17 protein-coding genes and 3 pseudogenes are annotated in these 26,717 nt (G+C 69.0%); 15 read left to right on the top strand and 5 right to left on the bottom strand.

Annotated elements, in window-relative coordinates; genetic code table 11:
- Positions 1–783: 783 nt before the first annotated feature.
- Together ppk2 and OG936_RS00880 are read right to left on the bottom strand one after the other, a co-directional pair.
- The gene (ppk2, locus tag OG936_RS00885; RefSeq protein WP_406491797.1) at positions 784–1,605 is read right to left on the bottom strand and encodes a polyphosphate kinase 2; all 822 of its coding nucleotides are present in this window, start codon (positions 1,603–1,605) and stop codon (positions 784–786) included.
- Positions 1,606–1,782: 177 nt separating this feature from the next.
- A pseudogene (locus OG936_RS00880) lies at positions 1,783–2,699 on the bottom strand (pyridoxamine 5'-phosphate oxidase family protein).
- Positions 2,700–2,925: 226 nt separating this feature from the next.
- On the opposite strand from OG936_RS00880, the gene OG936_RS00875 reads away from it, so the two are divergent.
- From OG936_RS00875 to OG936_RS00830, 10 genes and pseudogenes are all read left to right on the top strand, one after another.
- On the top strand, positions 2,926–3,600 hold the full coding sequence (locus tag OG936_RS00875) for a CBS domain-containing protein (protein ID WP_406491796.1): 675 nt from the start codon (positions 2,926–2,928) through the stop codon (positions 3,598–3,600).
- 342 nt (positions 3,601–3,942) lie between these two features.
- Positions 3,943–4,818, top strand: coding sequence for a universal stress protein (locus OG936_RS00870; RefSeq protein ID WP_406491794.1), 876 nt, complete (start codon positions 3,943–3,945; stop codon positions 4,816–4,818).
- A gap of 561 nt (positions 4,819–5,379) precedes the next feature.
- Entirely contained in the window at positions 5,380–6,618 is a 1,239-nt protein-coding gene (locus OG936_RS00865) for an IS110 family transposase (RefSeq protein WP_331755202.1), read from the top strand.
- 278 nt (positions 6,619–6,896) lie between these two features.
- A pseudogene (locus OG936_RS00860) lies at positions 6,897–9,431 on the top strand (ATP-dependent Clp protease ATP-binding subunit).
- A complete protein-coding gene (locus OG936_RS00855) occupies positions 9,428–9,745 on the top strand; it encodes a group II intron maturase-specific domain-containing protein (protein ID WP_406491793.1) in 318 nt (105 codons plus the stop codon). The pseudogene OG936_RS00860 and the gene OG936_RS00855 overlap by 4 nt, the downstream one beginning before the upstream one ends.
- Before the next feature lie 124 nt (positions 9,746–9,869).
- Complete coding sequence (locus OG936_RS00850; RefSeq protein WP_406491791.1) at positions 9,870–10,388, top strand: S8 family serine peptidase; 519 nt, start codon at positions 9,870–9,872, stop codon at positions 10,386–10,388.
- A 5-nt stretch (positions 10,389–10,393) separates the two neighbouring features.
- Positions 10,394–10,969, top strand: coding sequence for a hypothetical protein (locus OG936_RS00845; RefSeq protein ID WP_406491789.1), 576 nt, complete (start codon positions 10,394–10,396; stop codon positions 10,967–10,969).
- 473 nt (positions 10,970–11,442) lie between these two features.
- Positions 11,443–15,117: a S8 family peptidase gene (locus OG936_RS00840; protein WP_406491787.1), complete on the top strand. Its 3,675-nt coding sequence runs from the start codon at positions 11,443–11,445 to the stop codon at positions 15,115–15,117.
- Positions 15,117–15,752 (top strand): hypothetical protein, encoded by a 636-nt coding sequence (locus OG936_RS00835; protein ID WP_406491785.1) that lies wholly within the window; start codon positions 15,117–15,119, stop codon positions 15,750–15,752. The genes OG936_RS00840 and OG936_RS00835 overlap by 1 nt, the downstream gene beginning before the upstream one ends.
- Positions 15,753–16,058: 306 nt before the next feature.
- Positions 16,059–17,048 carry a helix-turn-helix domain-containing protein gene (locus OG936_RS00830; protein WP_406491783.1) on the top strand — a complete coding sequence of 330 codons (990 nt, stop codon included), beginning with the start codon at positions 16,059–16,061 and terminating at the stop codon, positions 17,046–17,048.
- 59 nt (positions 17,049–17,107) lie between these two features.
- On the opposite strand, the pseudogene OG936_RS00825 reads toward OG936_RS00830, so the two are convergent.
- Positions 17,108–17,359, bottom strand: a pseudogene (locus OG936_RS00825) (MFS transporter); the annotation flags it as partial.
- A gap of 172 nt (positions 17,360–17,531) precedes the next feature.
- Here OG936_RS00825 and OG936_RS00820 point away from each other — a divergent pair.
- The 5 genes from OG936_RS00820 to OG936_RS00800 are packed head-to-tail and all read left to right on the top strand — an operon-like array spanning position 17,532 to position 23,296.
- Entirely contained in the window at positions 17,532–18,146 is a 615-nt protein-coding gene (locus tag OG936_RS00820) for a hypothetical protein (RefSeq protein ID WP_406491782.1), read from the top strand.
- Positions 18,134–18,607 carry a molybdopterin-binding protein gene (locus OG936_RS00815; RefSeq protein ID WP_406491781.1) on the top strand — a complete coding sequence of 158 codons (474 nt, stop codon included), beginning with the start codon at positions 18,134–18,136 and terminating at the stop codon, positions 18,605–18,607. Before OG936_RS00820 ends, OG936_RS00815 begins: the two co-directional genes overlap by 13 nt.
- Positions 18,538–19,425, top strand: coding sequence for an oxygenase MpaB family protein (locus OG936_RS00810; protein ID WP_406491779.1), 888 nt, complete (start codon positions 18,538–18,540; stop codon positions 19,423–19,425). Before OG936_RS00815 ends, OG936_RS00810 begins: the two co-directional genes overlap by 70 nt.
- Positions 19,426–19,452: 27 nt before the next feature.
- Positions 19,453–21,699, top strand: a complete 2,247-nt coding sequence (locus tag OG936_RS00805) for a tetratricopeptide repeat protein (protein WP_406491777.1) — start codon at positions 19,453–19,455, stop codon at positions 21,697–21,699.
- Between the two features lie 52 nt (positions 21,700–21,751).
- Positions 21,752–23,296 (top strand): phytoene desaturase family protein, encoded by a 1,545-nt coding sequence (locus OG936_RS00800; protein ID WP_406491775.1) that lies wholly within the window; start codon positions 21,752–21,754, stop codon positions 23,294–23,296.
- Between the two features lie 9 nt (positions 23,297–23,305).
- Here the strand turns inward: OG936_RS00800 and OG936_RS00795 are convergent, their stop codons facing one another.
- Both OG936_RS00795 and OG936_RS00790 read right to left on the bottom strand, forming a co-directional pair.
- Complete coding sequence (locus OG936_RS00795) at positions 23,306–24,280, bottom strand: acetylxylan esterase (protein ID WP_406491773.1); 975 nt, start codon at positions 24,278–24,280, stop codon at positions 23,306–23,308.
- Between the two features lie 4 nt (positions 24,281–24,284).
- Positions 24,285–26,708 (bottom strand): polysaccharide lyase 8 family protein, encoded by a 2,424-nt coding sequence (locus OG936_RS00790; RefSeq protein WP_406491772.1) that lies wholly within the window; start codon positions 26,706–26,708, stop codon positions 24,285–24,287.
- Between the last annotated feature and the right edge of the window lie 9 nt (positions 26,709–26,717).

Here is a 26,717-nt window from a genome sequence, read left to right as displayed (position 1 = left end):
CTTGTGGCGCGATGGGCGCCCGTATGGTGCGGGCCCCGGGCGGCAGTGCGGCGAGGTCGGCCATGAACCTTTGCCGGGCTGTGTCCAGTTCTGCACGTTCTGAAACGCGTTGCCCCTTCCGCCGGACCGACTCCAGCAGGGGGACGCCGTCCGGCGGGGGCTGCTCGTCGACGAGAGCTATGAGATCCGCGTATCCCGGTCTTCGGAACACCTGCTTGCGCCCCGGCGCCGTCACCTTGACCGAGGACAGTTTCGTCACGGGCCGGCTGTCGTAGTCGACCAGTTTGTATGCGGAATCCAGGTAGGGGGCATCTGCAGAGAAGCCGATCCGGGTGCCGGCCGCACACGTCGGGTCATGCCCTCGCGCAGATACGACTGAGCCATCGTGACCTCGTCGAGGCCGGTGCTCATGGCATTCGACATCGACGGCGCCTTTTCCCCGCCGCGTCATCCCTTCCGGGACTGTCGCCCGCCCCCGCGCACGAGAGCCGCACTACCCTGCGCCCCTACCTCCACTATCGGCTTCCTGCGCCTCGCGAGCCTGCCAGACGCCCGGGCGGCAACCAGCACCGCCGAGTTGCCCATGTCCTGCTCCACCATGTCGATTGTCCGGTGGCCCTCGTACCTCTGGCGGCCTGATCGTGTGAGACCCGTTGTTTTGATCAACACCGTTGCGTTTGGCCTGCCCGCGCCGCCCACTCGGAAAGCTTCACAACATCAAGTCATTCACCCAGGATGACCGATATCCACTGAAAGAAATGGGAACTTTTGTTCACCCTCCCCTCACTTCCTGAGTTCAGACGCATGGTCGGGGACATACGTCTGAAGGTCCCTCGGCGGCCGTTGGTATCCGGTGGCCGGAGGCCGTCGAGGGAGTTCGATCACCGGCGGGGCGACCGCTTCGTACGGCACCGTCGACAGCAGATGGGCGATCATGTTCAGCCGGGCCCGGCGCTTGTCGTCGCTCTCGACGACGTACCAAGGAGCCTCCGAGATGTCGGTATGGACGAACATCTCGTCCTTCGCCCGTGAATAGGCCTCCCAGCGGGTGATCGATTCCAGGTCCATCGGTGAGAGTTTCCACCGACGGGTGGGATCCTGCAGCCTGCGGCGGAACCGCTCCTCCTGCACCGAGTCACTCACCGAGAACCAGTACTTGCGCAACAGAATGCCGTCCTCCACCAGCATCCGCTCGAAGATCGGGCACTGGCGAAGGAATCGCTGGTATTCCTCCATGGTGCAAAAACCCATGACGCGCTCGACGCCTGCGCGGTTGTACCAGCTCCGGTCGAGCAGGACCACTTCCCCTGCGGCCGGGAGGTGCTCGGCGTAGCGCTGGAAATACCACTGACCGCGCTCGCGCTCGGTGGGCCGCGGCAGCGCGACGATGCGTGCTACCCGGGGATTCAGGTGTTCGGTGACGCGCTTGATCGTGCTGCCCTTGCCCGCCGCGTCACGTCCCTCGAACACCACGACGAGCCGTGCGCCTTCAGCCCGCACCCATTCCTGGAGTTTCACGAGCTCGGTCTGGAGCCGGTACAGCTCCCGCTCGTACAGCGAGCGCGGAAGCTTTCCGCGCTGGCCCGAGCTTTTCTCGTCCGACATGGGATGACGTTATGGAGGAGACCGTGCTCGAAGTCAAGTGTCAGCGCCGAACGAGCTTCGCCGCGCAGACCCGGCACGGCGTGCCCCCCGTCGGACAAAGAGGTCGGGGCCGCTGTGCTGTCAGGACTGGATCGTGGTCGTGGAATGCCCGCCGGTCGAGCGGCAGTCAGCTCTCGGTCACTGATCAGCCTGGCTGATGCGCCGCCCTGTAAGGCGCGTGGGACGGATCGACACCCATGTATTGCGTTCGTCCCCTGCCCAGGGCGTGGTATGGGCGCGATCGGCAAGCCGCCGCAGTGCGTCGGGCTCTCTGACAATCCGCGCAGGGCCTACGGCAAGCACGCTCCAGCCTTGGCTCATGGCCTCGTCAACGCGGTCGACCTCGAATGCGACATCTGTTCCCCCGGCTGTCGCAGGCACTGAGTCAGGCGCGGTCCGGAAAGCGATCGTGTCATCGATGACCTCGTAGTTCACCGGAAGACTGCCGGGCCATCGGGTGTTGACACCGCGATGCGTCCTACGCCGTGTGTGGAGAGCAGGGCGCGGCATTCGCCGGGGTCGAGGTCCCGCAGCCGGGGGTGCAGGAGCGCCCGGCCCTGCCCGGGGGGCAGATCGATGCCGCCTCCGCGCAGGGCTGCGACGGTGGTGCCGAGCGCGTCGGCCAGGCTGATGAGACTCGCCAGACTCGGGTCGGCCGGCTGTTGTTCGAGGTATGCCAGGTACTCCGGCGCCATTCTGGCGCGGCGGGCTGTTTCCGCGCGGCTGAGCCCCTGCCGCTCACGTTCCGTGGCCACGCGTCGGCCGATGTCGCCGGGGTTGGGTGCCTCATCGAGCCGGACCCCGGCGGATTCGGCACCAGCCTCGGCCATGCCAGGCCGGGACGGCTCGCGGAATCTGTCGGGCCTGTGCTCAAGGTGACGGATATGCGCGTCGGGCCCGGGGAACACGAGCGTCACCTGGTCGGTGTCCGACCAGCGCACGTCGTAGGGAGGAGTTCCGTCCTCGTGGTGCAGTCCGACAATCTTGCCGTCGCGCCTGCCTGCACCAGTGGCCGGGCTTTCGACAACAAGCTGATCGCCGAGGTGAGCTCGCATGATCGCCGCCAATTCCTCATCATGTTGCTGTACCCAACGTGCCACGCGTGGCGTGTCACCGCACGGGATGAGAAGCCGTGTTTTCGCGTGGCCGAGCGGGCTGGTACCGGGCCCACTGGTCCACCGACGAGCCTGGCCGGCTCATCTGCGCGACTCCCGGCGACGGGTCCTGAACCGGCCGACACATGACCATCACCGACCGTCACATTCCGAAGGGAGAAGCCGCATGCACCACCGATCAGTCGCAGAGCTCATGACCAGAGACGTCGTCCGGGCACGGCGTGACCTGCCGTTCAAAGAGATCGTCAAGCTGCTGGCTGACAACGCTGTCACAGCGGTACCCGTGGTCGATGAACTGGATCGCCCCATGGGTGTGGTGTCCGAGGCCGACCTGCTGCGCAAGTCTTCCGACCAGGCCGATCCGTCCGGCCTGACGCCGATTCCGCATCTGGAGGCGTGGGAGCGTGCCAAGGCGGAGGGGGCCAGGGCGGAGGAACTGATGTCGGCTCCCGCGGTGTGTGCGCGTTCGGAGTGGACCGTGGTCGAGGCAGCCCGCCTCATGGAGGTGCAGAACGTCAAACGGCTGCCCGTCGTGGACGAGACGGACAAGTTGCTGGGCATCGTCAGCCGTAGTGACCTGCTGCGGGTCTTCCTGCGTCGTGACGACGCCATCCACGAGGAAATCAACCGGGAAATCCTGCAGCGGACGATGGGTCTGGCCCCCTCGGAGGTGACGGTCGAAGTACGCGAGGGACAGGTCGCCCTCGGCGGATCCGTCGAGTTCAAGAGCCTGATCCCCATCGTCGAACGGCTGTGCCGGAGTGGTGACGGTGTGGTCTCCGTCGCTGAGCGTGTCGCCTACCGGACCGACGACACCCGGACTTCCCGCACCGGCACGTGAGACATCCGGGCCCCGCAATCCGCCGGCGCACGGCAAGGCCGACCGAGCCCGGAGCAGGCCCGTGCGGGAGGGAGCGGCTCTTCGTGCCGGGTGCGGATTTCCCGCCCCTACGAGTTCTGCCACAGCGGAGTCGGCATGCGGCACCGGGGGATCTGCGGTACTCCTCGAACGAGAAGAAGTCGTTGTCGGCGCGGATGCGCACACCATCGATTGCCTCTGTGCCCTCGTCTGGCTGGTACAGACAAGGGCACAGGGACGACGGCAAGCCGCGCAGGCGGACTCGCCCGCCGTCGTTCCAACCTGTACGCGGCTGTACGAGCTTACGAGACGGAGGCAGTCGCCATGGAGCCAGTCGTTACCGTGGGCCTCGACGGCTCACCCGAGAGCCTTTCCGCTGCCCGTTGGGCCGCCGACGAAGCCGAGCGCCGCAAGCTCACGCTGCGCCTGCTGCACGCGTGGCCTCTGCTGGTTCCGGAACTGAGCCACGTGCCTGCGGAGATGGACCAGAACTACTGGGCGAGGCGGATCGTGCACAAGGCGCGGGCGGAGCTCCAGGCGCGCCACCCGGGGCTTCCCATTGTCGGCAACCTGGTGGCCGACGACGCCCAGCACGCGCTGCTGCGAGCGGCATCGGAGTCCGAGATGACCGTGCTCGGTTCGCGCGGACTGGTGCCCGTCGAGAGCTATTTTCTCGGAGACATCAGCATGCCCGTCGTGGTACGGGCCGACGGGCCGGTGGTCCTGGTACGCGCCGAAACGAGCGGACAAGGGCCACGACCCGCTCCAGTTGCGGAGGGCGGCGTCGTGGTCGCACTGAAACTGCACGGCCCCTGCGACGACCTGCTCGAATTCGCTTTCGCTAGCGCCGCAGCGCGAGGCGTGCCCCTCAGAGCCGTCCATGGCCAAAGCCTGCCGCTGGTCGCATACGCGCCCTGGGGTGTGGATCACGATGTGACGGAAGAAATCACTCAGGACGCGCAGAAGCACCTCAACCAGATCCTCCGTCCTTGGCGTGACAAGTTCCCGCTCGTGGAGGTGAGCGACAGCGTCGCTCTCGAAAGTCCCGCCAGGGCTGTTACAGGGGCCGCTCATGGTGCCGGGCTGTTGGTTGTCGGCCGACGCAAGCACCGCCCCGCCCTGGCACCACACCTGGGCCCCGTGGGCCAAGCCGCCATTCATCACGCGCGCTGCCCTGTCGCCGTCGTCCCTCACGACTGAGGTGAGCAACCACGGCAGCCGGTCGCGTCGGTACAGCAGGCCGACGTGAGTGACCGGTGCTTCTCCGCGGCGTCGGCGTGTCGCCTCTCCTGCGCGCAGGGGCGTGCGAGGCCCACCCCTAATGGGCGGTGAAGCCGGTGGATCGCTACCCGTTACCCGGCCCATGAGGTCTACAAAAAGAGTGCGACCTCCGGCTTCACCTCGTGTTCGTGGTGGTGGTGGCGGTCGGTGCCGGGGAAGTCGTCAGGCACCCCCGGGATCCGATCCCTTGGTCAAGAGCCGGCCTCCGGTCCCGTCCGCTGCCACCACGGCGACCACGCCGCATCCAGTCCGATGATCGGATCGTTGAAGTTCTTGGTCCGAGCCGTTCGCAGGGGTCACCTCTCAAAGAGCCAGGAGCCGTACGAGCTCCCTCACAGACCGAGGGCCCTGTGGATCGCTGGGGTCACGAACGGCTAATCGGATGCAGGGCCATCGAGCCCTTCCATTAGGGAGACGCGTGCCCCCGCACGGCTGCGACCAGCAGCAACCCGCCCCGACCGAGAGGACCTCAACCACACGATGAAAGTGTTCTGCGGCATCGACTGGGCCAGCGACCACCACGACGTCGCCTTGGTCGACCACGAAGGAACCCTGTTAGGCCGGGCCCGAATCGACGACGATGCCACGGGCCTGCAACAGCTCCTCGACCTGCTCACCACACACGGCGACACCGCGGAAACACCGATCCCGGTGGCCATCGAGACCTCCCGCGGGCTGCTGGTCTCCTGCCTCCGGGCAACCGGACGGCCCGTCTACGCCATCAACCCGATGGCCGCAGCACGGTATCGAGAACGTTACGCGGTCGCCCGCAAGAAGTCCGACCACCTCGACGCCATGGTCCTGGCGAACATCCTGCGCACGGACAAGGCCGCCCACCGGCCGCTGCCCGCCGACAGCGAACTCGTCCAGTCCATCGCCATCCTCGCCCGCGCCCAGCAGGACGCGGTCTGGGACCGGATCCAGGCCGCCAACAAGCTCCGCTCACACCTGCGGGAGTACTTCCCCGGATTCCTCGCCGCCTTCGCAAACGCCCGCGAAGGACTATGCCTTCCGCTCGCCCGGACCGTCCTGACCGCGGCACCCACCCCGGCCCAGGCCGCCAGACTCACCCGCAGCCAGCTGCGGTCCCTGGTGAAGAAGGCCGGCCGCAAGCGCGGTATCGACGCCGAAGCGGACCGCCTCCGCGAAGCCTTCCGCACCCCGCAGATGAGACACCTGCCCCAGGTCGAGCAAGCGATGGGCCTGCGAACCGTCGCGCTGCTGCGGCAACTCGCGGCTACCTGCGAGAGCGTCGAGGAACTCACCACCGCGACGGTGGAGTCTTTTGAGACGCACCCGGACGCCGAGATCATCATCAGCTTCCCAGGGCTCGGATCTCTCACCGGCGCCCGGGTGCTCGCCGAGATCGGCGACGACCGATCCCGCTTCACCGACGCCAAGGGCCTCAAGGCCTTCGCCGGGGCCGCACCAGTCACCCGGGCGTCAGGCAAGAGCCTGTCCGTCATGGCCCGCCGGGTCAAGAACCAACGACTCGCCGCAGCCGGCTACCTCTGGGCCTTCTCCGCCCTCTCATCACCCGGCGCACGAGCCCACTACGACCGCCGACGCGAAGCCGGAGAACGGCACACCGCCGCCCAACGCAACCTGTTCAACCGCCTGCTCGGCTGCCTCCACCACTGCCTCACCAACAACGTCCCCTACGACGAGACCACCGCCTTCCCACCCCCACAGATCCCCGTCATGGCCGTGGCCGCTTGACGGAAAACTGCATCGGATGTCTTGACCGTGTTCCCCGGGGCCGTTCCACCCCCAAGCCTCATCGTGCGAACATGCCCGTCAGCAGACAGGGAAGCAGGACAGGATCCTGGTGTGTGTGGTGGGTGCAGGGCGACGTCGCCCGGCACCCACACCGTCCCGGTGGGGGATTCCTGCCGATGCCGTCCCGCTCGTCGGGTGCTGACAGTGGCTTTCCGTTTGCGGAGCGGTGGGCATCGAGTTTGAGTGTGAGGGACCCCCTTCGCGCATCAGGAGCTCACATGTCGATGGCGTTCGGTTCACCCTTCGGTTCGGCCGATCCGTTCAGCGATCTGTTGAATCGTTTCTTCGGAATGTCGCCCGGAACGTCTCCGCCAGCCGTGCAGCGCGTACCCATCGGCCGGCTCCTGACGGAGTCGTCGCACGAACTTATCAACACGGCCACGCGAAAGGCGGCCGAGGACGGAACGTCCGACCTCGACACGGAGCACCTGCTCTGGGCGGCCACACAGGTCGATCCCGCGCGAAGGCTGCTGTCCCAGGTGGGCGTGGACCCCGATGCGCTCGCGGCTCACATCGCCGAAGTGCTTCCCCGGGAGTCCGGCGAGCCCTCCGCGGAGCCGGGACTCACGCCGGCGGCGAAGCGCACCCTTGCCGCCGCCTACGCGGATTCGCAGGCGGCAGGGGTGTCCTACATCGGCCCCGAGCACATCCTCGGCGCGCTCCTCGGCGACCCCGAATCCGGTGCCACCCGTTTCCTGCGCGCGGAGGACCTGGACGTGCAGAAGCTGCGCGGCCTCACGGAGCGGGCGACCCGCGCGACGGGTGGTGCTCCCGCTGCCGGGAAACAGCCGTCCACGACCCTGGACGAGTAAGGCAGGGACCTGACCGAGGAAGCGAAGGCGGGGAAGCTCGATCCGGTGGTCGGCCGGGCCGAGGAGATCGAGCAGACCGTCGAGATCCTCTCGCGGCGCTCCAAGAACAACCCCGTGCTCATCGGCGAGCCCGGTGTCGGGAAGACCGCCATCGTGGAGGGACTGGCCCAGCGCATCGTGGCGGGCGAAGTGCCCGACACGCTGAAGGACAAGCGGGTCGTCGCCCTGGACCTGTCCGGCATGGTGGCCGGCGCGCAGTACCGCGGACAGTTCGAGGAGCGCCTGAAGAAGGTCATCGAGGACGTCCAGGAGGCGAGCGGCGACATCATCCTCTTCATCGACGAACTGCACACCGTGGTCGGCGCCGGTGCGACGGGCGAGGGCTCCATGGACGCGAGCAACATGCTCAAGCCCGCACTCGCACGCGGCGAGCTCCACGTGGTGGGAGCGACGACGATCGACGAGTACCGCAAGCACGTCGAGAAGGTCGCCGCTCTCGAACGCCGCTTCCAACCCGTTCTGATCCCGGAGCCGACGGTCGAGGAGACGGTCCAGATCCTCGAAGGGCTGCGGGACGCATACGAGGCCCACCACCGGGTCCGCTTCGCCGACGGGGCCCTGACGGCCGCGGCGGAACTCTCCGACCGCTACATCGGCGACCGGTTCCTGCCCGACAAGGCCATCGACCTGATGGACCAGGCGGGCGCCCGGGTGCGGCTGCGCAGTGCGAGCCGTTCCACCGAGATCGTCAGCCGCGAGGACCGCCTCGCGAAGCTGCGACGTGAGAAGGACCAGGCCGTCGCCGGCGAGGAGTTCGAGAAGGCCTCCGAACTGAAGGAGCAGATCGCCGAAGTGGAGGGCGAGCTCGCGGGAATCGAGGAGCGTCGCGAAGGCGTCGTCTCGGTCACGGCCACCGACATCGCCGACATCGTCTCCCGCCGCACGGGGATTCCGGTCTCCCAGCTCACCGCCGGCGAGAAGGAGAGGCTCCTCAAGCTCGAAGAGGACATGCACGCCAGGATCGTCGGCCAGAACGAGGCGGTCACCGCCGTGTCCGAAGCCGTGCGCCGGAATCGAGCGGGCATGGGGGACCCGAACCGCCCTGTCGGTTCGTTCCTCTTCCTGGGGCCGACCGGTGTCGGCAAGACCGAACTCGCCAAGACACTCGCCGAGTTGCTGTTCGGCGACGAGAACCGCATGATCCGGTTCGACATGAGCGAGTTCCAGGAGAAGCACACCGTGGCCCGGCTCGTCGGAGCGCCCCCCGGATACATCGGCTACGAAGAGGCCGGCCAGCTCACCGAGAAGGTTCGGCGCCACCCGTACAGCGTGGTGCTGTTCGACGAAGTGGAGAAGGCACACCCCGACGTCTTCAACACACTGCTCCAGATCCTCGACGACGGTCGTCTCACGGACGGACAGGGCCGCACGGTCGACTTCCGCCACTGCGTCGTCATCATGACGTCCAACATCGGCGCCCATCGCATCCTCGCCCACAAGGGCGACGCGGCCGACCTCAAGGACGAGTTGATGGAGGACCTGCGGGGACGATTCCTGCCCGAGTTCCTCAACCGCATCGACGACATCATCGTCTTCCACAGTCTCACCGAGGAAGACCTGTCGGAGATCATCGAGCACCTCCTGCGCCGGAGCAAGCACCGCGTCCACGCGCAGGGCATGAAGCTGGAGGTCACCGAAGCGGCAAAGAAACTGCTGGTCGCCCATGGCTACCAGCCGCAGTTCGGCGCCCGTCCGCTGCGCCGCACGATCCAGACGGAACTCGACAACCGCGTCGCCTCACTGCTGCTCAGCGATGAGGCCGGGCCCGGAGACACGATCGTCGCCGATGTGCTGGACGACTCGCTCCACTGCACGGTGCGCAGGGACCGCTCCGACGGCAGTGCGGACCACGAGGACACGGCGAGCACCGGCGCGGCTTGAAGGCCGCCACGGTGCGGTCCTGGCGACTGCACAGGCGTACTGCGGAGGAGTCAGCCGATCTGGCCCGGATGGTCAATCCGGTGATCCGGGGATGGATGAACTACTACGGGCGCTTCTACCGCTCGGCGCTGTATCCGCTGTTCGACCGTATCAACGCCTACCTGCTGCGGTGGATTCAGAAGAAGTACCGGGTCGGGATGAAACAGGCCCTGCGGCGGCTGGCCCAAGGCCACACGCTGCGTCCGAAATACTTCGCTCACTGGACCTGGACTGCCCCGGCGGGGTCGACGACCAGGACGACAAGAGCCGTATGACGGGAGACTGTCACGTACGGTTCCGTGGGAGCCCAGGGGCGAAACTCCCCCGGGCGACCCGACTATAGGTGTCATCCCGCTGCCAGCGGCGGGATAGGTCGTACATCCGGCCCCAGGGGGCGAATTGGGGGAAGTTCACCCAGTACGGGTCCTTGTCCAGCATCCGGCGGCGACGTTCTGCGAGGCGGTTGACTACGACAGCACCGCCGCGACGAAGGCACCGAAGCTCGCCGGCGGCATCGACAAGCTCTGGCTCGACAAGCCGGTGCATGTCGCTCTGGACCAGAGTGTGCCGCAGATCGGCGCTCCGGAAGCGTGGGCGGCCGGCTACGACGGCACACGGCACCAAGGTGGCCATCCTCGACACCGGTGTCGACCCCAACCACCTGATATGGCAGGGCAGGTGAAGAAGACGCAGAACTTCACCGACGCTCCCGCGCGCGACCACCACGGTCACGGCACGCGTGTCGCCTCGACCATCGCAGGCTCGGGTGCCGCGTCGGGCGGCAAGGGTGTGGCGCCGGGCGCCGATCTGTACATCGGCAAGGTCCTCAACCATGCCGGTGAAGATGGTGAGTCGGGAGGTCCGGAGCGGAGACCATCTGCGCGTTCCGCGACGGTGACAAGGCCACCCTCAACATGATGGCGTTGGACGACAGGCAGCCCGTGCACTGCGCCTACTTTCAGGGCGATGACGGCGCCGCGACGACGGTGCAGTTGTCCCAGGGCGGCAAACTCCTCAAGGAGCAGGGCTGGTTCACGCTCACGACGCTGCCGGTCGGCCTCGACCCGGCGACCTACCGGATCACCATGGACACCGAGCACCCGGCGTGGTTCCCGCTGTTTACGAAGGCCAGCACCGTGTGGACGTTCACGTCCGCCCGGCCGGCGAACGGCAAGGAGGACCTGGCGCTGCTCTGGCCGAGGTACGGCCTGGGCCTGGACGCGGAGAACACCACCCAGGGCGGCAACACCTACCACTTCGACCTGACCTTCGTCCTCCAGAACGGCGCCACCCCGGACATCGACGGGGTCGAGGTGGAGGCGTCCGCCGTCGACGGTGCCACCTGGCAGCCCGCGAAGGTCAAGAGCAAGAGCGACGGCAGCTACAAGGTATCCGTGAACAACCCGGCGTCGGGCTACGTGTCCCTGCGCGTCAAGGCACAGGACACCAACGGCAGCAAGATCGAGCAGACCCTGATCAAGGCATACGCCGTACGCTGACCCGCACGGCATCCCTTCCCTGACCGCGCCCCTGGCACAAGGCACGCCCTTGCGCCAGGGGCGCACCCCGTTGTGCCGGAAACCAAATACCTTGCTGCTCCTCCGTATTACCGAAATCGGCAACAACCCCGAATAGTTGGTGCACAACCGATGTTTCTGACGTCCGCACCGGTTCGCTTGCTGCACGGCAGCTCCGGTGCAGCTCCGCCTTACCGACATCGACGCAGGTGGCTTTCGCCGGCTGCGAATACTTTGACGTCCCTCCGCCAGCTTTCCCGCCGATTGCGTTGGCGGGTTTGCGACATGGAGGAGATCCGCCACTGCCAATCAGTTGCCTCGGTCCGCTCAGGGCCCGAAAGTATCTGTCGAATGCAGCAAGTACTTCTTTCTCGCGAAGAGTTGGAGACGTTCATGCATCCACCGCGCCATTCTCATGGCGAACCGGAAACAACGGCAGCGCAGGAGGCCTCGCGATGAGGCGTCTCAGGCGACGGTTGGTCACCGCGGCCGTCGGCATCACCGTCCTCGGGACGGTCCTGTCGAGCACCGCAGCGAACGCCTCCAACCCAACTCCGGCTCCGTCTTCCCCTACTTCCCTCAACCTTCCCGCGTCGGTCCGCGACAGCCTGCTCAAGGCTGACGCCGGAACTCAGGCGGACCTGTCACTGACGCTGGTGACCGGCGACAAGGTGCAGATCGGCCTCACCAAGGACCGGAAGCCGTTCGTCCGTGAGATCAAGCCCGCGACGCGGGCCGGGCACGAATCGGTTCTCTTTCATACCATCACCAAGAACGACCAGGTCTACGTCGTACCGGAAGACGCGTTGTCGCTGCTCGGTGCCGACCTGCTGGACTGGGAGCTCTTCAACCTCGCCAAGCTGGCCGATTGGGCGGCCGAGGGCAGAACCGGTGAAGTCCCGGTGATCACCGCGTACAGCGGAAAGTCCAGTGCCCGGACAGCGGCGACCGCCGCCGGTACGACCGCCAAGACCGTCCTGTCGAGCATCAACGCCCGCTCGATGACCATCAAGGGCAACGGCCAGTGGTGGCGAGAGGTGCGGGAGAAGAACACCGGCAAGTCCGCCGCCTCCCCGGCCACCGGTCCGCTGGCCGGAGTGAAGAAGGTGTGGCTGAACGAGCTGACGAAGCTGCAGCTTGAGCAGTCCGTACCGCAGATCGGCGCGCCCGCCGCCTGGGAACGCGGCTACGACGGTTCGAACGTGAAGGTCACGGTGCTGGACAGTGGCGTCGATGCCACCCACCCCGATCTCGCCGGCCGGATCGCCGAGGCGGTTGATTTCACCAACAGCCCGAACGGTCCGGTGGACGAACACGGACACGGTACCCATGTGGCGTCCACGATCGCCGGCACCGGACAGGCCTCCGACGGGCTGCGTCGCGGTGTGGCGCCCGGCGCGAAGCTCTCCATCGGCAGAGTCTGCGGTTCGGACGGCTCGTGCGCCGGCTCCGCGGTCATCGCCGGCATGGAGTGGGCCGCCAAGTCCGGTGCCGACGTGGTGAACATGAGCCTCGGCGGCGCGCCCTCCGACGGAAAGGACCTGCTGAGCCAAACGGTCAACAGTCTCAGCCGCACCTACGGCACCCTGTTCGTCATCGCCGCGGGCAACGCCGGCCCGGGCTCCGAGACGGTCGGGTCGCCAGGTGCCGCCGACGAGGCGCTGACCGTCGCGGCCGTGGACAAGAGCGACCAGATGGCCCCCTTCTCCAGCCGCGGACCCCGCGTCGGGGACGGCGCGGTCAAGCCGGACATCGCGGCGCCGGGCGTCGCCATCGTCGCGGCTCGCGCCAAGGGCACCGGTATGGGCAAGCCCGTGGACAACTTCTACACGTCCGCCAGCGGCACCTCCATGGCCACGCCCCATATGGCCGGTGCCGCGGCGATCATCGCCCAGCAGCACCCGGACTTCACCGGGCGGCAGATCAAGGCGCTGCTGATGGCGACCTCCAAGGACCTCGGGCACGACCTGTTCGCGCAGGGCGCCGGCCGGGTGGATGTGGCCCGCGCGATCGATCCGAAGATCATCCCCGACGGAAACCTGAACTTCGGCCGAGCCGAATACCCGCACTCGCCGGTGCCCAGGACGGTCACCTACAGCAACTGGACCGACGAGCCGATCACTCTTACGCTCTCCGCCTCGGCTTCCCACGCGGGCAAGCCCGCACCGGAGGGGCTGTTCACCCTCAGCGCCGACCAGGTCACCGTGCCCGCCAAGGGCTCGGCCGATGTGACGGTGACCAGGGACGGCAGGGTGGTGGACAGTTCCGGGCAGTACGGCGCATACGCCGGTGTCCTGACCGCCAAGGACAGCGCGGGGGCACTGCTCGGATCATCGCGGATCTCGAGCTATGTGGAGCCGATCCGCCACGACGTGACCATCAAGGTCATTCCTCCGGCCGGAGCCACCGATGTCTCGTACGGCAGCACGCTGATCGTCCCGGTCGACGAGGACAAGCTGAACCTGTACGAAAAGCCGCTGACGGTACCGGGCGGCGAGACGATCAAGGCACGGGTCTTCTCCGGCACTGTCACGGCGGCCCTCGGGGTGACGTGGCGGGATGCGGCCGGCGAGCTGAACATGGCCGCACCGATGGCGCCGGAGGTGGAGGTCACCGGGGCGACCACGGTGGATCTGGACCTTCGGAAGGTCAAGCCCATCCGTGTGAACACCCCGGAGCGGACCGAGACATACACGGCACTCTTCAAGACCCAGCGGACCTCCGTGAACGGAGGCTGGGGGATCACGGCGTCGTTGGGCACCGAATACGGTCCCGGTGAGCCGACTTGGTGGGCATTGCCGACCGCCGGTGAGGTCAGCCTCGGCACGCTCGACTTCTACAGCCGGCATGTCCTGGTACCGCCGTCAGTGACGATGGAGGTCACGGGGAACGGTGACTCGTTCGACCTGGACGCCCGCTACGCGACACCGGACACCACCATCAACGGCGGAGGCCAGAAGTGGACGAAGGACGGGAAGCCCGTATCCACCCTGGTGCGGTCGGCGATCCCCCGACTGCCCGCCCACGGGAAGAAGCCCGTCGTCTACGCGGGCACCGGCTCGGCCGCGGAACTCGCCAAGGTCGATGTCAAGGGTGCGCTGGTGCTGCTGAAGCCGACCGACATCTGCAAGACGACCTGCGACTTCAACAAACTGCGCGAGCGAGTGTCGGCGGCTGCCGCCGCGGGTGCGGTCGGGGTGCTGGTGACCGGTGAAACCGAGCGGGTCGCCCTGCTGAAGTACGAGTCGTTCCGGCAGTACAAGTGCGAGAACGGTCCTGACAGTTGCCCGCCGGTCGACCCGTACGCGGCGCTGCCGATCGTGACCGTGCCCCCGGCCCAGGCCGCCACGCTGATCCAGCGGATCGAGGGCGGAGCGAAGTCCGGCGTCCGGATCGAACTCGGTGGCAGTCGCGAAGTGTCCAAGGCCTACGCGCTGGCCTTCGACTCCCCCGGTCGGGTTCCCGGCAACCTGCCGTACCGGGTCCAGTCCCGGGATCTCGACCGCGTCGATCACCGTCTGCACGCCGACCAGCCTGGCGCGATTCCCTACTTCAGCTGGAACCGGATGACGAAGTCCGGCGCGGTGACTGAGGAAAGCATGCTGCCCAAGCCGGACAGTCAGCGGCAGTTCACCACGTTGGTCGGGCCGCGGAACGACAACGCGATCGACCGCTTCGAGATGTCCGCCAGGGACTATCTCGCGCCGTCCGTGGCAAGTCCGTCGGGCCCGAGCGAAGCTCAGGACCTGGTGCTCGGCAAGAAGAACACGGTCGACTGGAACGAGGGTCCGTCCCTTCCCGGCGCGGTTCCCCAGGTCCGCACCAAGTCGGGCTTCACCGCCGACACCGGCCTGCCGTGCGCCGGCTGCCGGGAGGGCGACCGCTTCTGGCCCACCCTGTACCAGACCAGTAGCGGGGGCGGTCGCCAGGCCATGATGGGCATGCTCAACGACACGGGTATCGCCCATTTGATCTACGGGATCCAGGCCTGTGAGCCCCCCGCCTGCAAGGTAGGCCTCTTCGACGGTGCCGGCCACGAACTCGAGCAAAAGCTCAACCCGGTCGAGTTCGCCTTCCAGCTCGGCGAGCCCGACAACGCGTCGGACCTGATGTCGAGGAGCGGGCAGTGATGACCGAAGTGGGAAAGGAGACTGCTCCGATGAACGCGGCCGTGCCATCGAGGTGGCGCCGGAAGGTGAACCTGGCGGCGTCGGCAGCCGTAGCGATGCTCGCGCTGGTGGGGTGCAAGGCGGACGTCATCTCGTACGACCTGCCTGCGGAATCAGCCCGCTACACGTTCCAGGCGGAGACCAACGGGGTCAAGACCGCGTGGGAGTACACGTCCGACCGGCCGACCAAGTCCGACACGCCGACGTCACAGCCGTGCATCGCGGACGTCGTTGTCAAGGATCCCGGTGCGTGCCGTCCGGAGCCGTTGATCTTCCTGCGGTACGACCTGGGCCTGGACCTGGACAACACCGCCAAGGCCGACGGGCTCCACCCCGTCACCGTCACCGGCTACTACCAGGACCGGCTCAGCACGCCGCCGACCGTGACCGAGTTGCGGGCGGAGGCCAGCTTCGACGGCGGCAGGACCTGGCAGCCGGTGAGCACCAAGGCTGACGGGAAGAACGCCTTCACCGCGCGCATCAAGCACCCGAAGCGTGACCAGGCTCCCGAAGGAGTCGCACTGCGGATCACCGCGACCGACAGCGCGGGGAACAACGTCAAGCAGACCATTCCCCAGGCGTACCGACTGCGCTGAGCTGAACCGATCCGGAGGGAGCACGGCCGGGGCGAGACGTGAGCTTCGCACCGGCCGTGACCCTCGTTTTCGGCGCAGCCCGCACCGAATGCGGACAGGGACTGCGCCCGCAGACCGTTCGCGAGTAACTGCTCCCTACACGTACCGCTTGATCAGGCCGTTGGTCCGGTGCCGCTCGCACCGGACCAACGGCATACACGGATCCGCATTCCGGTGGCCTCGCCCTGGTGGCGAAGGGAGGCCGGCGAATTCGTTCCACGACACAGACGCCAGGCCGGAGTACCGACGGACAGACGGAGAGACATCATGCTGTCAGACGTGCTGGGACTTACCCCCGAAGAGGCAGACACCTACCGCATTCTGGTCTCGGTCGCCTCCGCCACGCCCACCGGACTCGCCGAACTCATCGGCTGCGACATCCGTCAGGTGGTGGGCATCCTCAGCAGGCTCGAAGACCGGGGGCTCGTCGCGCGCAGCCTCGGCGACACCACTCGGTTCGTTGCCACCCCACCGGCGGCGGCGCTGCGGGCGCCCCTGATCCAGCGACAGAACGAGCTCAATCTGGCGAAACTCGAACTCGACTCCCTCGACGAAATTTACCGCGCGGCCACTCTCGGGCGCGGCGCATCGGAGGTCGTCGACGTGATCCACGGCACCGAGGCCATCCGCGAGCGCGTCGGACACATACAACTCGGCGCACGGAAAGAGGTCATGAACTTCGTCAAGGCGCCGTTCTTTTCGTCCGCCAACATGACAGACGACGCGGTCATGGAGCGGGGTGTCCGCTACCGCGTGATAGTCGAACGCTCGATGCTCGACGGGGGAGCTCCGTCGTTCGACGAAATCATCCAGGCGCGGGCCGCTGGAGAAGTGGTCCGGATCGCTGAATCAGTACCACTCAAACTCTTCATCGTGGACGGCGAGTTGGCCATTGTCCCACTCCTCGGTTCCGCCAATGCCGCGAAGGCGGGAGCCCTGCTCGTGCACGAGTGCAGCCTGCTCGACGCGCTGATTGCACTGTTCGAGTCCGAATGGGAGAAGGCAACGCCGTTCGTCACCTCTGCGGGTACCTTGCAGAACGTGCCCGCCATCGATGGTCTGGGTGCACAGATACTCAGCCTGTTGCTGACCGGCCTCACCGACCAAGCGATCGCCACCCAACTGCACACCTCCATGCGGACGGTCCAGCGCCGGATCCGTCAGATGATGGACACCGCGAAAGTGCAGAATCGCATGCAGTTGGGCTTCCGTGCGGCACGGCTGGGCTGGCTCGACGCCGAGCAGGACGGCAGCTGACTCCCGGAACACCGGGCCCACCGGCCGAGGACGTCACGCGAGATGAGCGGGGGAGTCAGTAGCTTTACCTGGCCCCGCATGTCGCCGAGCCGGCCGAGAGCCACGACCAGCACGGCGGTGATCAGGAGGTAGCCCATCGGCATCCACCGCAGGTAACTGACGTTGCCCGGCCGGAGCGGGTCGAGACGGATGCCGGTGAAGATACCGGGCAGCGAGATCAGCACGATCGAGCCGTTGATGGTCGCGATCAGCACGCTGAGCGCGGTGTTGGCCAGCGTCACCCAATTGTGGCGGGGATGGTCGGCGCTGATCCAAGCACGGCGACAGCGGCGCCGAACATCAGGAGCGTTGCCGGCGGGTCACTGGCCTGCGGGGGCTGCACCGAGGCCGTACATCCCGCGGACCTCTTTGCCGTCCTTCGTCTGCCGGCGGATCCGATCGGTGGCACCTGCGGTGTACGTACTGGAAGGGTTGGATGGCCGTATGACTGCGGCAGGTACGGGCAGCGCGGGGGGCGCCCCGCAACAGGTGGCCCTGGCCGGAAGAGGCGTACCAGGTCCCGCGTCGGCGTGGCAGCAGGCCCGGGCCATCGCCCGCGGCAGCGCCGGACAACCGCTGCCGGTCGTCCCTCGCGACTTCGCCGAGGCTCTCGGTCGCGCCCTCGCCGCACCCGTGCCGGCGCTCACCGATCTGCCGCCGTTCGACACCTCCGCGATGGATGGCTGGGCCGTGGCCGGTCCGGGGCCGTGGCGGCTGCGCGGCGACGGCGTACTGGCCGGCGGGCAGCCCGAGCCGCTGAGCCACGGCACCGCGGTGCCCATTGCCACCGGCGCCCGACTGCCGGGGGGAGCGAGCGCCGTACCGCGCCGGGAGCACGGGGAGGCCGAGGCCCACCACGGCATGCTGTATGAGCGGTGCGCCGGACCCGGTCCGGTCACCGCGGGCCGCTACATCCGCCCGCGCGGCCAGGAGTGCCACGCGGGCGAACCACTGCTCCCCTCCGGCACCACCGTGGCTCCGACGGTGCTGGGCCTGGTGCGGCAGCGGCCGGATACGACCGGCTGGCTTTGCACCGCCGACCGACCGTGGAACTGCTGATCTTCGGTGACGAGTTGCTGGAGGCCCGCCTGCCCGGGGACCGTCGGGTCCGCGACGTGCTCGGTCCGCTCCTGCCGTCGTGGCTGCGAAGAGGAGGCGCCGAGGTGACCGGCCGCCACCCGGTGCCGGACGACTTCGGACTGCTGCGGGAGGCCGTACACGGCCCCCTCGCCGATGTCGTGGTCACCGCCGGCAGCACGGCCCCCCGTTCGCGGGCGGCGGAGCCGGCACCGCCCGCGGAGCGCCGCGTCCCCCGCAGCCCGGGACCGGTGGAACGGCCGGAATCGTGTGCCGCGGTCGCGCGGGGGGCCGCGGTACCATCGAGGGTGAACTCCGTTCCGATCGGGGCCGATTGCCGGTCGTCGTGCGGACGGTGGGAGGTACGGGCGACATGGTGGACGCCGACCCGGGGCTCTTCGGGCCCGAATCCGTCACCTGGCAGATGCACGGCGACCCGATGATGTGGGTCGCCGGAGTGCGCGCGCTCTACCTCCAGGCGCTGCACCCGCGCGCCGTGCGCGGCGTCATGCAGAACTCCGACTTCCGCGAGGACGCCTGGGGCCGGCTGATGCGCACGGCCGGCTTCGTCGGAACGATCACCTACGGCACCACCGAAGCGGCCGAGAAGGCGGGCGCCCGGGTCCGCCGGATCCACCGGCTCCTCAAGGCCACCGACCCGGCCACCGGGGAGACGTACGGCGTCGGCGAACCCGAGCTGCTGCTGTGGGTGCACTGCGCCGAGGTCGACTCCTACCTCCAGGTCGAACGCCGCTCCGGCTTCCCGCTCACCGACGCCCAGGCCGACCGCTACATCGACGAGCACCGCCACAGCGCCCGGCTCGTCGGCCTCGACCCCGCCGACGTACCTGCCACCACCGCGCAGCTCGCCGCCTACTTCGAACGGGTGCGGCCGCAACTCGCCGCGTCCCCCGAGGCATTGGACGTCGACGACTTCCTGCGCCGGCCACCCGTCCACCCACTGCTCGTACCGGCACGCGCACTGCTGTGGCGGCGCGTCGCGGCACTCGCCTACCAGTCACTGCCCCCGTACGCCCATGAGCTCTACGGCAGACCCGTGGGGCCCGCGCGCACCGTCGACCGGCGGCTGCGCACCACCGGAACCGCTCTGCGCTGCATTCCGTCCCGGCTCCGCTGGCAACTCCCGCCCGGTCACATTCTGAACGCGATGGCCCGGCTCGGTCCGGGCAGCCGCCCCACCCCGTACAAACTGCGCAGCCGGGCCGCCATACTGGACGGGCCGGGGAGGGCACCGAGGTAGGCGAAGCTACGGGGGCGACAGCAGGCGATGGCGGACACCAGGCTGATCCAGAGCCGGTACCGACTGCTCGATCTGATCGGGCGCGGCGGAATGGGCGAGGTGTGGCGCGCCCGAGACGAATCGCTCGGCCGCCACGTGGCCGTCAAATGCCTCAAGCCGATGGGGCCCCAGCACGACCGGTCCTTCACCCGCATCCTGCGCGAACGCTTCCGCCGCGAGGCCCGCGTCGCCGCCGCGCTCCAGCACCGCGGCGTCACCGTCGTCCATGACTTCGGGGAGCACGAGGGCGTCCTGTACCTGGTGATGGAACTCCTCGACGGCCGCAACCTCAGCCAGCTCCTGGAGGACAACAAACAGCACCCGCTGCCGGTGCCCGACATCGTCGACATCGCCGAACAGGTCGCCGACGCCCTCGGCTACACCCACCAGCAGGGCATCGTGCACCGCGACCTCAAGCCCGCCAACATCATGCGCCTCACCGACGGCACGGTGAAGATCTGCGACTTCGGCATCGCCAGGCTCGGCCACGACATCGGCTTCACCTCCCGCCTCACCGGCACGGGCATCGCCATGGGCACCCCGCACTACATGTCTCCGGAGCAGATCAGCGGCGGCCACGTCGACCACCGCAGCGACCTGTACTCACTGGGCTGCGTCCTGTACGAGATCGCCACCGGAGCACCGCCGTTCGACCTCGACGACGCCTGGGCCGTTCTCGTCGGACACCGCGACACCCAGCCCGAACCACTGCGCACCCACCGGGCCGAACTCCCCGGATTCTTCGACCGCGTCGTCCTGGAACTGCTGGCCAAGACCCCCGAGGAGCGGCCCGTCGACGCGGGCGACCTGCGACAGCGGATCGCCGTCGGCCGCACCGGCGAGCAGCCGCAGCTCCGGCCCACGGGGCAGGTACTGTTCGCGCCGTCCGTTCCCGTCGTACGGCCGGGGCAGCAGCTGCCGGCCTGGACCCGCGGCATGACCACCGGACACAAGGCGACCGGCGCCCGCCCCGGGCTCGCCCCGCCCGACCACTCCGCGGGCCTCACGGTCGAGTGGACCACCGGCACCGACCTGCGGCACTTCACCGGAGAGCTGCCGCTGCCCAGGGCCGAGCGGCCGACCCCGTCCCCGGAACTGCTCTCCGTCCTCGCCAACCGGCACAGCGCGGGCCTCGATCTGGGCCGGCTCGGGCACTGGGAGGAAGCCGGCGAGGTGCACCGCGCGGTCGCCGCCGAACGCGAGCACGCGCTGGGCCCCGACCATCCCGACACGCTCTCCAGCCGGTACGAGGTCGCCTTCACCCTCAGCCGCACCGGCCGCGCCTCCGATGCGCTGCGGGAGTTCGGCCGCGTCGCCCAGGGCCGCGAACGAGCCCTGGGCACCGACCACCCGGAGACCCTCGCGGCCCGCCAGGAGATGGCGTACGTCCTCGGCAGGCTCGGCCGGCACTTCGAGGCCCACCAGGTGTATGCGGCGGTCCTGGCCTCCCGGGAACGGACGATGGGCCCCGACCACCCCGACACCCTGCGCTGCCGCCACAACCTCGCCTTCAACCTCGGCAGGCTCGGCCGCCTGGAGGACTCGTACCGGATGGCCAGGGACGTGGCATCCGCCCGCACCCGCCTGCTGGGCGCCGACCACCCCGACACCCTGGTCACGCTCTACGAAGTGGCGTACACGCTCGGCCGGCTGGGCCGCTGGACGGAGGCTCTGCAGACCTACCGGGAAGTCGCCCGCGACCGCGCCCGGGCGCTGGGCGCCGACCATCCCGACACCCTGTCCGCCCGCTACGAGATCGGCATCAGCCTCGGCCGCCTGGGCCGCAGCGCGGAGGCCCTGGAGCTGTACCGCGCCCTCGTCGAGGACCGGACCAGGGTGGGCGGCCCCACAGACCCCGGGACGCTCCGCGCCCGTCACGGCCTCGGCGTCAATCTGGGGCGGCTGGCCCGCTGGGAGGAGGCGCTCGCCGAGGCGCGCGACGTGACCGCGATCCGCGGGCGCGTCCTGGGCGACGACCACCCGGACACCCTCGTCAGCCGCCGGGAGATCGCCGTCGGCCTCGGCTGGCTCGGCCGCTGGGCCGACGCCCTCACCGTCTACCGCGAGGTCGCCGAAGCCCGCGAACGGGTACTCGGCGCCGACCACCCCGACACCCTCGCCGCCCGCAACGACGAGGCGCACTGCCTGGAGCAGCTCGGCCGGGGACCGGAGGCCGTCGAGCTGTACCGCCGGGTCGCCGCCTTGCGCCGGGGACGGGACGCACCGTCGGGCTGACCCGCCACCACCGCCTCTGGCCAGGGGATCACATCCCGTGTTACGAAGGGCCATGCACGCACCCGACAGCTATGACGCGGTGATCGTGGGCGGTGGCCACAACGGTCTCGTCGCCGCCGCCTACCTCGCCCGCGCCGGACAGTCCGTCCTGGTCCTGGAACGCCTCGCCACCACCGGGGGAGCGGCCGTCTCCACCCGTCCCTTCGCCGGAGTCGACGCCCGCCTGTCGCGCTACTCGTACCTCGTGTCCCTGTTGCCGCGGAAGATCGTCCGCGATCTCGGTCTGGACTTCGCCGTACGCAAGCGGACGGTCTCGTCGTACGCCCCGACCGTGCGCGGCGGCCGCGCCACCGGACTGCTCGTCGGCGGGGACCGCACCCGGGACTCCTTCGCCGCGCTCACCGGATCGGACCGGGAGTACGAGGCGTGGCAGCGCTTCTACGGCATGACGCGACGCGTCGCGGAGCGGGTCTTCCCGACGCTCACCGAACCCCTGCCCACGCGGGACGCGCTGCGCGCACGGATCGGTGACAAGGAGGCATGGCGGGCGCTCTTCGAGGAGCCCGTCGGTGTCGCCGTCGAGGAGAACTTCCGCGACGACCTCGTACGCGGAGTCGTTCTCACCGACGCCCTGATCGGTACCTTCGCCGACGCGCACGACCCGTCCCTGCTCCAGAACCGCTGCTTCCTCTACCACGTCATCGGTGGCGGCACCGGCGACTGGGACGTTCCGGTCGGCGGCATGGGCGCCCTCACCGACGCCCTCGCCCGGGCCGCCCTCGCGGCCGGGGCACAGATCCGCGTACGGCACGAGGCGACCCGGATCGACACCGACGGGACAACGGCCGCGATCACCGTCCGCTCACCCGACGCGGAACACGTCGTCACGGCCCGCCGGGTCCTCGTCAACGCCTCGCCACAGGCGCTCGCCGCGCTCCTCGGCGACGAACCGCCCGCCCCGGCCGAGGGCGCGCAGCTGAAGGTGAACATGCTGCTCACCCGGCTGCCCCGGCTGCGTGACCGCTGTGTCGACCCCCGCGAGGCCTTCGCCGGCACGTTCCACATCGCCGAGGGGTACGGGCAGCTCGCCGACGCCTACCGGGACGCGGCGGCGGGACGGCTGCCCGCCGCCCCGCCGTCCGAGATCTACTGCCACTCACTGACCGACCCGTCGATCCTCGGACCCGGCCTGGCCGCCCGCGGCTACCAGACCCTCACCCTCTTCGGTCTGCACACCCCCGCCCGGCTGTTCGCCGCCGACAACGCGGCGACGCGCGCCGAGCTGCTCACGGCCACGCTCGCCGAACTCGACGCGCACCTGGACGAGCCGGTCACCGACTGCCTGGCACGCGACGAGAACGGCGAACCGTGCATCGAGGCGAAGACCCCGCTCGATCTCGAACAGGACCTTCGGCTGCCCGGCGGCCACATCTTCCACCGGGACCTCGCGTTCCCGTACGCCACCGAATCCACCGGCCGGTGGGGCGTGGAGACGGCGCACGCCAATGTGCTGCTGTGCGGGGCGGGCGCCGTACGCGGCGGCGGGGTCAGCGGGGTCCCGGGCCACAACGCCGCGATGGCGGCGCTGGGCCGGTGACCGTCGCCGCTACCGGCCGAACACGCCGCGCAGCGCGTCGCGCTTGCGCGGCAGGTCGTACTCCGCGCCGCCCTCGTGCCCGTTGTACGTGAACACCTCGATCTCGGCCGGACCTGCATACCGGTGATACGCGGCGAACACCGTGGACGACGGGCAGATCCGGTCCATCAGACCGACCGAGAACCACGCCGGGGCGGTCGCCCGCGCCGCGAAGTTGACCCCGTCGAAGTAGGACAGGGTCTCCATCGCCTCGTCGATCCGGAAGCGGTGCCCGGACAGCCAGCGGGCGATCTCCGCGTACGGTCCGGAGTCCGTGATCTGCGAGGCACGCCGGTAGTGGCAGAGGAACGGCACATCGGCGACGGCCGCCACGACGTCGTCCCGCAGCCCGGCCACGGCGAGTGCCAGCCCGCCGCCCTGGCTGCCCCCGAGCACCGCCACCCGTGAGGCGTCCACCGCCTCATGGACCTGCGCCGCGTCCACCGCCCGCACCGCGTCCGTGATCAGCCGCCGGTAGTAGTGGCGGTACGGGTCCTCGATGCCCCGGGTCAGGAAACCGGGCGAGGACGAGCCGTGCCCGCCCGGACCGATGTCCGGGGTGTCCGCGGTGTTCTTGCCGCCGCCGCCCTGTCCCCGGTTGTCCATCACCAGATGCGCGTACCCCAGTGCGCTCCAGGTCAGCCAGGAGTACGGAATGCCCCGGCCGCCGTTGTAGCCGATGTACTGCACCACGGCGGGCAGCGGACCCGAGCGCGCCTTCGGCAGCATCAGCCACGCCTTCACCGGCTGCCCGCCCCAGCCCCGGAACGTCACATCGAACACGTCGACCGTCGCGAATCCGGCGTCGTACGGGACGAACTCGGCGTCCAGTGCGTGGCGGGCCGTCTCGGTGAGGGTCTTCTCCCAGAAGGCGTCGAAGTCGGCCGGCTCCTCCGGGTGCGGCCGGTACTCGCGCAGCCGGTCCAGATCCATGTCGAACAGCAAGGGTCTAGCTCCTCTTCAGGGTGAGGTCGAGGGTGGCACCGTGGCGTCCGGCGGTGTCGGCGGTGATCCGGATGCCTCGGCCGGTGGGGGCGGCGCTCACGCCCGGGTCGGCGGAGACCACGGTCAGACCGCGCTGCGCCAGGTCCAGGACCATCGAGGACCGCAGCTGCGTCGGGTCGGACAGTGACACCTTCAGCGTCTTTCCGTCCGGTCGTACGAGCACCGAGGCGGGACCGTCCGACGTCAGGTCCTGCGCGGTGCCCGCGGTCCAGAAGTTCGCCGCGACCAGCCCGTCCGCGCAGCGGCGTACCGCGTGCACGGCGGTGGAACGGGCGATGGCCTTCACCGGCGGCGCGGACGACCACTGCTTCGTACGCGCGGCGGAGGCAGCCGGGGCCTGCAGCCAGAAGTAGCCGGCGCCGCTCGGCGCGCTGCCGTGGTCCTGCCACAGCGTCAGATACGGGCGGGTGACCGGGGCGTCCGTGCCGTACTTGAGGTTGATCTCGCGCCAGGTCGCGGTGCGGTCCTCGCGCAGGCCGTGCAGTGTGGCGGGCTCGGGGAAGACGTAGCCGCCGGTCCCGGCGACGTGCAGCCACCGCACCTTGTCGAGGCGGGCCGACCAGCCGGCGTCCGTGGGTGCGGCCGTGCCGTTGACGAGCAGGGCCGCCCTCGGGTCGCGGAGCTTCCGGTTCTCCACGATCGTCTCGGCCGTGCCCGCGTCGGAGGTGATGCCCGAGCCGACGCACGCGATCACGTCGTCCAGGCAGAACCAGCTCTTCAGACCGTGCAGCGAACTTCCGTACGCGCGCAGCTCCATGCCGTACGCACCGAGAGTCGTGCCTGGCAGTGCCGTGCCGCCCGCCCAGTCCGCCGTGCTGGTGGTGCGCTGACCCGCCGCGTCCGCGGGCTGTCCGGCGATGACGGTGGTGCCGGGCAGCCTGGCCGGGTCGACGGTCGGCCAGTAGTCCTCGCTGTAGTGCCCCAGGTCGTCCGTGTAGAGCAGGACCATGCCGTCGGAGAGGTGCCAGGCGTGCAGATTCTCGTTCTGGATCGACTCGTAGTTGTAGATCCGGGACGAGTACGCGGAGATGCCGAGCGCGAAGGACGGCCGGTGGTGCGCCGCCTTGTCCATCCGCGGGTGCTGCTTGTGCGCGACCAGCGGGCCGCGTGCCGGGACCGGGGACGCGATGACCCGCTGGGCGGCGACGAGCGAGGCGAGGTCGGTGACGGCCAGGAAGTCCCGGTAGGTGTCCTCGGCGATCCACTGCTTGACCAGGGCGGTGAATCGCTCGGCCGTCTCGCCGGGGAAGCTCGGGATCAGCCGCACCACGGCCTCGATGACCGTCTGCGCCGAGACGTGGCCCTGCTTGCTGGGGCGGGCGATCTCGCGCCCACACACCGACGCCATCACATCGCCGCGGGCCAGCAGCGGGTCGAAGCCGTCGTCGACCCAGCTGCGGACGTTGTCGAGGTCAGGGTCGGTGACCGTCCACGCCGTACCGGCGAGCAGGTTCAGCAGCCGGGACAGGTTGTTCAGCAGTTCCTTGCCGTATCCGCCGTTGTACGGGTGCTTGTAGTGCTGGAGGAACGAGCCGTCGGAGTAGAAGCCCTCCCCGGTTCCTTCCGTCGCCGTGCTGGTGTCGTTGAAGGCGAGGACGCTGTTGGCGCCCGAACCCTCGACGTCCGAAAGAGCGTCACGGACCCGGGCCAGATCGTCGCCGTTGTCGCTGAGCACGGCGTTGACGGCGACGACGGTGGAGATCCACACCCGGTTGGCGCCGGTCGCGATCTGCCGGTCGGCCCGCCAGAGGTTCGGATCGGGCGTGTAGTGCCGTACGGCGGTGTTGATCCGGCCCAGCCGCTCCGTCCCGAGCGCGTCGTACAGCAGCACGGACGCGTCGTTGAGGGCGAGCGCGGAGCCGATCTCCCAGTCCCAGTCGTTGTCGAACCGGGTGTGGCCGGGGCCGTATCGGTTCGTCAGCATCCAGTCGATGCCCTCCAGCAGCAGATCGCGCAGCGCGGTGTCACCGTACTGAGGGGTGCCGGGCACGGCCCACGCGGTCGCGCCCGTGGCGAGCCGCTTGAACGATGTCGTGACGTGGTTGGAGAGCGTGGTGCTGGTCAGATCGGGGAACAGGCCGTCGGTACGGGTGGGGTCGAGGCCCTTCGCCGAGGTGGTGGCGGCCTTGCCGATCCTGGCCACGGCCGCGGCGATCTGTGGGTCCGTCAGGTCGAGCCCCGGGCCGCCGGTGAGCAGGGTGTGCCAGCGGGTGCGCAGGGAGGCGGCGTCATCGACGACGGCGTTCCCGGCCGCCGCGTGCGCGGGGGCCGCGGTGAGCGTGATCGGCAGGGCGGCGGCTGCGCCGAGCACCGCCGCTCCGGCGAGAACGGTGCGTCGGGTGGCGCCCGCAGTGGTGCCTGGGTTCATGATGCGGCC

The organism is Streptomyces sp. NBC_00846 (assembly GCF_045207325.1).
In the GTDB taxonomy this organism is placed as follows: Bacteria; Actinomycetota; Actinomycetes; order Streptomycetales; family Streptomycetaceae; genus Streptomyces.
The sequence above is the reverse complement of the archived record's forward strand: the minus strand, read 5'-3'. Positions and strand labels throughout refer to the sequence as shown.